Raw genomic sequence first — 8,763 nt, 5'->3', positions numbered from 1 at the left:
TTTCCTTGCCAATGAATATCAGTCCTGTCAGTTCAATTGACCAGTCCACGTTGCTTGCATCTTCTGTTCCTGTATTGGTAATTGTCGCCGAAATTCCCATTCCTCCAGATATGTCCTTGACATTGATTATAGCACAGGGCAATGGTGCATAGTAGATGTCCTTATTTCCATTTCTGGTGTCAACCCAGACGATTCCTCCCGCATGTACATCAACTGAGTTTTCTTCTGCAACAACCGTTCCATCTTCCTCATTTATTTGTTCTGGCTCTTCCCAAGTCGCTCCGCCATCTTCAGATTTCACAAGATAAAGATTTCCTTCCCTGATGTAAGTGCAGAATACAGTATTGCCGCTCATATAAGCTGCTGGATATACCTCATTTGTAGGATGACTTTCTGCAACCATGCTGGTTTCCCATGTTTCTCCATTGTCACTACTATAGGCGCATTTTATATCCCAGTCTCCGTAAATATTGTCGGTCGTCTGGTAAACAACTGCCGCATTGCTTCCAGATGCTCCAATATTTGGATGCGCTGCATCAAATGTATCGCCCTTTGCAATATACCACTGATACGATGTATATTCTATATCTGGCTCTTCCTCCGGTACTATTTTCTTTAGTACAATTTCACTTTTCCCCGTGGTCTGATTGTCATGCTGCCATGTTAGGAGTACATAGTCATCTAATGTTTGAGCAGGATTAGAGTCATGCAGACATGCCATGTCCGGGTCTTTGGCAGGAGCCGTCACTAATTCTGACTGAGCGTCAAAATACCCAACGCCACCTGCTTCGAGCGCGCCATCTACATACCAGTGAGCTGGGCAATCAGGGATATCGTATGCACTGTAAACTACATGATAGATGTACATATTTGTTGGACCTGTTACATCATAATTGAATTCTTTGTACCATGTATTATCAGATATGCAGGCATACGTAATATCTTCGTATTCTGTTGTCCAGGAATAAAATTCGTAGGTCTCAGTATTGGTTATATCCGACATACGATAGAAACTGGGGTTATTATTGAGAATATCACCGTATACTCCCCACAGTCCATTGAAATCTCCACCACCTTCAAAATCTGCACCATGTACATAGGCAATATCCGAAAACATCAGCACCCCCTCCAGTATAACCAATCTAGATATCCAACTGTTACCGCCATCCTGGGAATAGCCTAGTCCAATATTCGATTCCAGAAGGCCAACTGTATGTGTCCACGTGGCAACAATATTTCCATCTCCGTCTATCGTAATTGCTGGCAGACAATCATCCTCCGGGCTATCTGGAGTGACTAACACATTACCTGTGTTTCCTGTAGTAGCCGTTCCCGTTCCTAATTCCTTGAGTTCGAATGGCGCCCTCTGTGCGTTGTCAAACTGGAATGGAGATACGCTTGCCGTGTCTTTGCTGCCTTCCGAAGCAATAATACCCATCGGTATTACCATCATCGCTGTTATAGCTGCTATTACTATACCTAAAGCCATTTTTTTTGCTTTTTTTTCTTTCATGTTTTTGCCTCCGAGCCATGAATATTCTACCGACTTAAATAATTGTCGAATGAAACCATTTGTGCCTATTACAGATACAGATTTGCTGATTTTATTTTTCTAGAACGGGTACATCTTTCCCAACACTTTCGTTGATGTAAGCGCTGCCTTTGCCCCTTGAGCACACGCCGTCACTATTTGTCTTACACCTCCTGTTACGTCCCCTGCGGCATATACGCCCCTTATGTTCGTTCTCTGCATCCCATCAGTCTTTATGTAGCCATATTCATCTGTTTCCACTCCTGCCTTTTTTGCAAGATCTGACCGTGGTGTTTCCCCTATAGAAATAAAGACTCCATCAACCGGTATTATTTTTATCTCGCCCGTTTCAACATTTCTTATTTTCATGCCTTCGACTCTATCTTTGCCCACTATTTCCTCAACGACACTGTTCCATATTATTTTTATCCCCTTGTCCAAGGCTTCCTCTTCCAATGATTTCTCCGCCCTCAATCTGTCCCTTCTGTGTATTATTGAGACTTTGCATCCAACCTGATTGAGATATATCGCTTCTATAAGCGCACTGCTCCCGCCCCCGATAACGGCAACATCTTTATCCTTAAAAAAGAAACCGTCGCATGTAGCACAATATGACACACCATGCCCTCTCAATTCCTTTTCACCCTTTACGCCAAGTTTTTTGTGAGTTGTTCCAGTGCATATTATTACGGCTCCAACTTCATATTCTCCTTTCGTCGTCGTCAGTTTAAATTTATTCCCTTCTTTTTTTATTTCCTTCACTTCTTCATAAAACTTAAATTTTGCATATTCCTGAGCGTGATTCTTCATTTTTTCCATCAAGTCTATACCAGATATGCTTTTGAATCCAGGATAATTCTCCACTTTCGGCGCCTCAACTGTGAGCCCCCCACCCATACCGGTATCAAAGATAACAGTATCTATTCCTGCCCTGCCGGCGTATATGCCCGCCGCATATCCGGCACTTCCTGCGCCCACTACTGCCAATTCTATACCCATTTTATCAATAGGATATGCTCATCGGATTTAAAAATTGTTATACCAGGCACTTCAGTAAAATAGCATTGGCAAAAGTTTACCTCTTAGAAAATGGCGACAGACTGGGATTGCCTCACACACCTATTCTCGTTCTCAAAACGTAAAACCCTTCTTTTTCCATGGCTTTTGCAACCCTTTCCTGCAATTCCCTGCCAGGAGTTAAAGCAACCATGTAACCTCCCAACCCGCCTCCGGTCATTTTAGCCCCGTATGCTCCGCTATTTCTCGCGATATCAACCAGCAAATCAAGCTCTTTTGACGAAACCTCAATATTCTGCAGCATTTCATGATTTTTGTCCATATATTTACCAACCATATTCCAGTCACTCCTAACCAATGCATCCCTTGCCTTGTGAACCATGGCATTTGCCGCCTCAAATATCTTGTCGTATTTTTCTTTGTACTTTTCCTTCCTCTCTCTCACTCCAGCAACCGCCTTTTTTGTGTTCGCGACAACGCCCGTGTTCCCCATTACAATTTCAACGGGCTTGACCATCTGCAGTCTTTCCATCTTTCCGGACTGGAACCACACCAACCCGCCAAAAGTAGCAGCAGTGTTATCAATCCCGGAAGGAGTGCCGTGATAGCCCTTTTCCCCTTCATATGCAACATCGTTTATTTCCCCATCGGTATAATCAAGCCCGAACTCGTCAGCTATAGCCCTTGCCATGGCAGTGCAGCTGGCGGCACTGGCGCCGACGCCGCTCGCCGCCCGCAAATCCCCCCTCAGCCATATTTCCAGACTGCCATCTACTCCCATTGCTCTAATGATGCGGTTTAGAGAGTCCTGCTGGTGCTCCTTCTTTTCTTCTTTATAGCCGGGTACAGCATCCCTTTCGTCATGCAAAATCAATCCGCTGGGAATGCGTTTCACCTCCGCTACCGTCTTTTTTTCTACGGCTGAAGCAATTGCAGGAATGCCATACACAACAAAATGCTCATTAAACAATATTACCTTCCCAAAACCTGTGCCCTTTCCCATGTGATTTCAAATCAAATTTGCATATATAACAATTTCTTGGACAATCAAAGTTAAAATGAGCATGTACATTACCCCATGGTGAAAAAAGCAGAAGCAATACTGGCCGTAACAGCATCTCTCCTATGGGGGCTTTCATTTCCCGCGATAAAGGCAGGGTTAGAAAACGTATCGCCCATTCTTTTGGGTGCGTTAAGGTATATTATTGCCATGCCGTTGTTCATATTACTTTCCCTTGCCTTCCATAGGGGGAAAAGTTTTTGTGTGACAACAAACCTTCCCTATCGGTGGATAGAAGATCTTAGTTTACACTATAACCATGAGACATTTGAAAAAATAAATACCGTAGAAGGGTGATACAGTTTGTTTAAGGAACGAGTGAAATGATTCTGGAAAACATGAAGAGATAGAGTGCAGCATAGTCACCATTTATACTTTAGTGTTAAATTGACGATACCAAGATGGTACATAATTTGAGCACTTAAACAAAGAAAGGGCTTTCTTTTGCTTTCTTTGTAACAATATCCATGGAATATTCCACCATATCCAATCCAGAGAGTTTTGCATTTACGAAATTGTTGATTTCCCCCATATCTTTGAATAGACCGATAGCAAAAATAGTGTATTGTCCTGTTGTCTGGTAGATGCAATTAAGTTCTTCCATGAGACACAGTTCTTTGATTGTATTTTTTGTATTTTTTACCCTTGTTTTGATATGGAACAAAACAGTATGTTTTTTACCAAACTTCCGCGGATTGAGAAGGGCGATATAGCTCCTTATATATCCTGTTTCTTCAAGTTTCTCCAGTCGATAACGAACGCCGTTCTCGCTTAGACCGACTTTCCTAGCTATATTAGAAATGGGTGTCCTTGCATCTTTTTGAATGACTTCAACTATTTTTTTATCCTTTTTGTTTAACCCCATATAAAGGTAAGAAAGGAACGGCTATAAAAAATATTCTAACTGCATTATCTGCAAAAAAACCTTGAAATAACTGCCGAATCTTATAATAAACATTTTATTATACTTTCTTGTTATTAAATACAGAAGGTGTTTTGTAATGATTTTTAAACAATGCCATTCCCACGGAAAAAAAGTTAGCGACTGCAAAATATTCTGCATCAGGCCGGAAGGACGCATTGTCAAACAGGTCAGTAATGTGATAGTAGATGTCCGGACAGCAGAGCATACTTCGAGAGAAATTTATCCCTCGTCCAAAGGAGTTATTTCGTTAGTGGGAAATCATATATTTTGTAAAAAACGTAGGCACCACAGAGTTGGCACTCAAAGTGCAACCGTTGTTGATATTCCTAAAAAAGAGGGATGGCAATGCTTCTCTTTTCCCGTTGATGAGATTAATACCATCCGTTACTCCATTTTCGGATCGATAACTGGAGTGTATCTTATCCAAGTGACAGGAAATAACAATGGATATACAATAAGGTTAGGTAAAGGCGGGGACATCTCTCTGTCAAAGAAAATTAAGGATTTTGTAACGGCTGTAGAGAATGTAATGGAGAGGTGATATCCTGACATCGGAAAATACGATTATGCAGTATATTAAGAAACGTGTAGGGGGAACACCACTTGTTAGGGCGCATAATTTAGAAAAGGAGTTCGGCCTTTCAAAGATATATCTAAAATTAGAAGGAAATAATCCTTCTGGCCACAGAGAAGACCGGTTGGCCTATCTTATCATCAGAGATGCGTTATCAAAGGGTTGCACAACCCTATGCATGGGTATATATGGTACAGTGGGTGGATCCCTTGCCTTTCTTTCCCAATATTTTGACGTACAGTTGAATTTCTATGTACCGGAAAAACACCGCATTTTGAGAAAAGAATTTCTCTCAGCCCCATATATTAAAATAATACGATATGGAAAAACCTATGGAGATTGCGTTACCAAAAGCAGAGAAGATGCAGAAAAATACGGCTGGTACAATGCCAATCCCGGCCTCCAGAATAACATTCTGGACATGTATGCCTTTTCGTACATTGCAAAAGAAGTTTACCAGCAGTTAAACAAAGAAATAGACACTATTTTTTGCCAAACTGGCAACGGGTCATCGATATCCGGGCTTCATTTGGGTTTTAAGCAACTGTGGGTGAATGAAAATATCGAGACCATTCCTCGGCTCATGGCCGTGAGTACCAACAATGGAAATGCCATCATCGAATCATTCAAACAAGGGAGCGATAAAATCTTAATGCTCGATATGAAGAAAATTAAAAGCAAGGCAACCAAATACAACAGAAATCTGATATTTGCCCAGTGCTATAACGGACAGGATGCACTCAACAGTATCTATGCATCAAATGGCAAAGCTATTGGTATTACGGATGACGAATTAATAGAATGTGTAAACCTCTTTAAAAAATTGGAAAAAATACGATCTAAAGCATCAAATTTGTTCCCTGTTGCTGCCCTGATAAAAGAGATTGAGCAAGGGTCTATTTCTGAAGGCGTGCATGTGGTCATTCTCAATGACGGTAAATTAGACACTGATATACGGGTTCTTAGAAAAAAGGATTTATCAGTGTCTTACGAGGTTTTTTTAGAGAAATTGGACGAATGGCTAATTCAATTTTCTGACCCCTTAGATGAGATTGGGGAGGCGGTGGAGAACGCCTTTAATTACGGATATGTGCTTGGTGCCTACTATCGGGGGTATCTGGCTGGCATTGCTATAGTCAGCAAGACAAGATTCAAAACATTCTTCCCAAAATACCATCTGTCTTATATTGCTACCAAGAAAAATATTAAGGGGAGAGGAATTGCCACCCAGCTGTTACAGAAAGTGATAGAACTGACCAAGGGAGATCTATCATTGCATGTGGAAACCGACAACAAAAGAGCCATCCAGCTATATGAAAAAATGGGATTTAGGAAAAAGTACTACCGAATGTTGTATGAAGGAGAGGTTATCTAAGTGGCAGAAAATTTTCTACCTCGCATAGAGATCGATTTATCCAAAATTCGGAGAAATGCGGAGGTTATAGCAGAGATATGCCACTCATCAGGGATTAATATAGCAGGAGTGACAAAAGGGGTATGCGGTGACCAATGGATAGCTCAAGCCATGCTCCAAGGGGGGGTTAGTCAACTGGCTGATTCCCGCATTTCCAACATAAGGCGTATGAAAGAGGCAGGATTGAATACCGAATTTATGCTGCTTCGCATACCACGTCCCAGCAGGGTCTGGGAAGTGGTAAAATTTGCAGACATCAGTCTTAATAGTGAGATTGAAACCTTGAGATTGCTGGGAAAAGCAGCCAGAATGCAAGATAGTGAGCACAGAGTAATACTTATGGTAGATTTGGGAGACAGAAGAGAAGGCATACCGGGAAAAAAGCTGTACAGGCTGGTGGAAGAGACTTTGGAGATAAGGGATATACGGCTGGCGGGTATAGGTACCAATCTGGCCTGTTTTGGAGGGGTAATACCAACTTGGGATAAAATGAAAGAATTGGCCGCAATAGCACAACAGGTGGAAAAGGAATTCAATATCACCCTGCCCCTCGTTTCTGGGGGCAACAGCGCCAATATTTGTACCCTCATGGAGGAAGGTCATCCGGAAAAAATAAACCATCTTCGTATCGGAGAGGGCATTCTCCTAGGTCTGGAAACGGTCAATAGAAGACCTATCCCCGGCACCTTTCAGGATGCATTTAGAATATGGGCTGAAGTGATAGAGCTCCAACCTAAACCTTCTGTCCCCTCTGGTAAAGTCAGCCAAGATGCTTTCGGCCAGATTCCCAAGTTTGAAGATAAAGGCATCATTGCTCATGGCTTGGTAGCTTTGGGTCGTCAGGATGTGGTACCCAACATGCTCATCCCTGAAAACGGTAGAATAGTAATTATGGGAGCCAGTAGCGACCATCTCATAGTTGATTTTACCCAAGATAACAGTGTGAAAGTAGGGGATGCTATCAGTTTCCTTCCCGGCTACAGCTCCCTTCTGCAAGCCATGACCTCCCCCTATGTAGAGAAAGTATATCTGTGATGTATAAGTATGGCGTAGGGGTGAAGAGAAGCAGGAACAGAGAAGCTAGGTTCGGTAGAGAAACCATCAACATTTTTATTGCACTGGATTGATGAGTCACCCATTAAGGTCTTTATAATTGCTCTTGACATTCATTTCTCCGATTTGGGCTCATCAATGGAGAACGTTCTGGTTTTATTGTCATCGGTTTCATATTCCGTGGGAGGAATAATAGCCAAATCATGCCTGAACAAGGACTACAAACCCATGCAGGTTTTAACGATTTCCTCCATTTTCGGAACAATATTTCTGGTACTGATAACATCATTTTCAGAAAAAATTTCTTTTAACTTTCCAGTGGAAACGTGGGAACTGATCATTTTACTTGCATTGTTTCCGACATTTCTTTCATATGTACTGTGGTATAGCGCCATGGAAAAAATGGAGATATCACGCCTTTCTTTTTTGTGTACCTCATACCCGTCTTTGCAACTATATTTTCTTACCTGTTTCTGGGCGAAAAAATTACATGGATGGCAGCAGTGTCAGCATCAGCGATAATCGCGGGAATAGTAATAGCCCAGACCCATAGAAATTTAAACGATATAGTGATAAACAAATATGGCGCAGGCAAAGTTGATTAACGACATTACTGATTTGGTGTGGCTTATGAGGGCCTTTGATTCAAATGTAAAAAGAGAAATTTTTGAAGAGGTATGCAAAGACTGGAAACGCATGGAAGAAATAGGGGACAAATACGGAAAGGAAGGGGAATACGCCTTAAAATTTTTTGAGAAGGTGAAACTGGTGGAAGCAAGGTGGGGAATGGAGGAAGGCAAAGCAAAAAAAGAATACCATGCTTTTTATTCCTCATTCCACATAAAGGTGATATCGTCCGTAGATATGCTCCAGGATGTATTTTCTATAGCACTTATGGACGAAGACACGTTCAAGGATATTGAAGATAAAATATACGATTTTATTGGAGAGGGAGAGCTTGGGAGGGAAGTGGAAAGACATTTTTCCATTACCTCCATACAGATGAAATGCATAGTGAAGAGATCTGCAAGGCTTGACTACAGGGGAATGAGGATAATAAGACGAATGCTTTGAAAAAGTAGTCAAAAAATGAAAAAAGCCATAAGCAGACCGGAAAAATGATTTGAGAAATGATCTGCAGGATTCAACAAAATTTTGAATACGCCTTCCCACTTTTTTATTTACCTTC

At 41.6% G+C, this 8,763-nt stretch carries 9 protein-coding genes; 5 read left to right on the top strand and 4 right to left on the bottom strand.

What is annotated here, in order from left to right; all coding sequences use genetic code 11:
- The 3 genes from U9O96_03605 to mvk form a co-directional block, all read right to left on the bottom strand.
- The coding region (locus tag U9O96_03605; GenBank protein MEA2054190.1) for a sialidase family protein at window positions 1-1,513 on the bottom strand (1,513 nt) is incomplete at its 3' end.
- A gap of 99 nt (window positions 1,514-1,612) precedes the next feature.
- Window positions 1,613-2,530 carry a thioredoxin-disulfide reductase gene (gene trxB / locus U9O96_03600; protein MEA2054189.1) on the bottom strand — a complete coding sequence of 306 codons (918 nt, stop codon included), beginning with the start codon at window positions 2,528-2,530 and terminating at the stop codon, window positions 1,613-1,615.
- Window positions 2,531-2,642: 112 nt separating this feature from the next.
- Window positions 2,643-3,551, bottom strand: coding sequence for a mevalonate kinase (gene mvk, locus U9O96_03595; GenBank protein MEA2054188.1), 909 nt, complete (start codon window positions 3,549-3,551; stop codon window positions 2,643-2,645).
- A gap of 75 nt (window positions 3,552-3,626) precedes the next feature.
- Between mvk and U9O96_03590 the strand changes: the two genes are divergently transcribed.
- A complete protein-coding gene (locus tag U9O96_03590; GenBank protein ID MEA2054187.1) occupies window positions 3,627-3,905 on the top strand; it encodes an EamA family transporter in 279 nt (92 codons plus the stop codon).
- 124 nt (window positions 3,906-4,029) lie between these two features.
- On the opposite strand, the gene U9O96_03585 is transcribed toward U9O96_03590, so the two are convergent.
- Complete coding sequence (locus U9O96_03585) at window positions 4,030-4,473, bottom strand: Lrp/AsnC family transcriptional regulator (GenBank protein MEA2054186.1); 444 nt, start codon at window positions 4,471-4,473, stop codon at window positions 4,030-4,032.
- A 136-nt stretch (window positions 4,474-4,609) separates the two neighbouring features.
- Between U9O96_03585 and U9O96_03580 the strand changes: the two genes are divergently transcribed.
- The 4 genes from U9O96_03580 to U9O96_03565 all read left to right on the top strand — a co-directional run bounded on the left by U9O96_03580 (window position 4,610) and on the right by U9O96_03565 (window position 8,648).
- Window positions 4,610-5,074, top strand: a complete 465-nt coding sequence (locus tag U9O96_03580; protein MEA2054185.1) for a hypothetical protein — start codon at window positions 4,610-4,612, stop codon at window positions 5,072-5,074.
- Window positions 5,075-5,099: 25 nt separating this feature from the next.
- Window positions 5,100-6,482: a pyridoxal-phosphate dependent enzyme gene (locus tag U9O96_03575; GenBank protein MEA2054184.1), complete on the top strand. Its 1,383-nt coding sequence runs from the start codon at window positions 5,100-5,102 to the stop codon at window positions 6,480-6,482.
- Window positions 6,483-7,556: an alanine/ornithine racemase family PLP-dependent enzyme gene (locus tag U9O96_03570; GenBank protein MEA2054183.1), complete on the top strand. Its 1,074-nt coding sequence runs from the start codon at window positions 6,483-6,485 to the stop codon at window positions 7,554-7,556.
- 600 nt (window positions 7,557-8,156) lie between these two features.
- A complete protein-coding gene (locus U9O96_03565) occupies window positions 8,157-8,648 on the top strand; it encodes an ArsR family transcriptional regulator (protein ID MEA2054182.1) in 492 nt (163 codons plus the stop codon).
- Window positions 8,649-8,763: the final 115 nt, after the last annotated feature.

The sequence above is a fragment of the Candidatus Thermoplasmatota archaeon genome, assembly GCA_034660695.1.
Classification (GTDB): Archaea; Thermoplasmatota; E2; order UBA202; family DSCA01; genus JAYEJS01.
Note: the sequence above shows the minus strand (reverse complement) of the source record. Positions and strands in the feature narration are given on the sequence as shown.

Excerpts from the sequence above, each read along its gene's own strand:
- trxB (MEA2054189.1), bottom strand. The coding sequence starts at position 2,530 with ATGGGTATAGAATTGGCAGTAGTGGGCGCAGGAAGTGCCGGATATGCG.
- mvk (MEA2054188.1), bottom strand. The coding sequence starts at position 3,551 with ATGGGAAAGGGCACAGGTTTTGGGAAGGTAATATTGTTTAATGAGCAT.
- U9O96_03590 (MEA2054187.1), top strand. The coding sequence starts at position 3,627 with ATGGTGAAAAAAGCAGAAGCAATACTGGCCGTAACAGCATCTCTCCTA.
- U9O96_03585 (MEA2054186.1), bottom strand. The coding sequence starts at position 4,473 with ATGGGGTTAAACAAAAAGGATAAAAAAATAGTTGAAGTCATTCAAAAA.
- U9O96_03580 (MEA2054185.1), top strand. The coding sequence starts at position 4,610 with ATGATTTTTAAACAATGCCATTCCCACGGAAAAAAAGTTAGCGACTGC.
- U9O96_03575 (MEA2054184.1), top strand. The coding sequence starts at position 5,100 with ATGCAGTATATTAAGAAACGTGTAGGGGGAACACCACTTGTTAGGGCG.
- U9O96_03565 (MEA2054182.1), top strand. The coding sequence starts at position 8,157 with ATGGCGCAGGCAAAGTTGATTAACGACATTACTGATTTGGTGTGGCTT.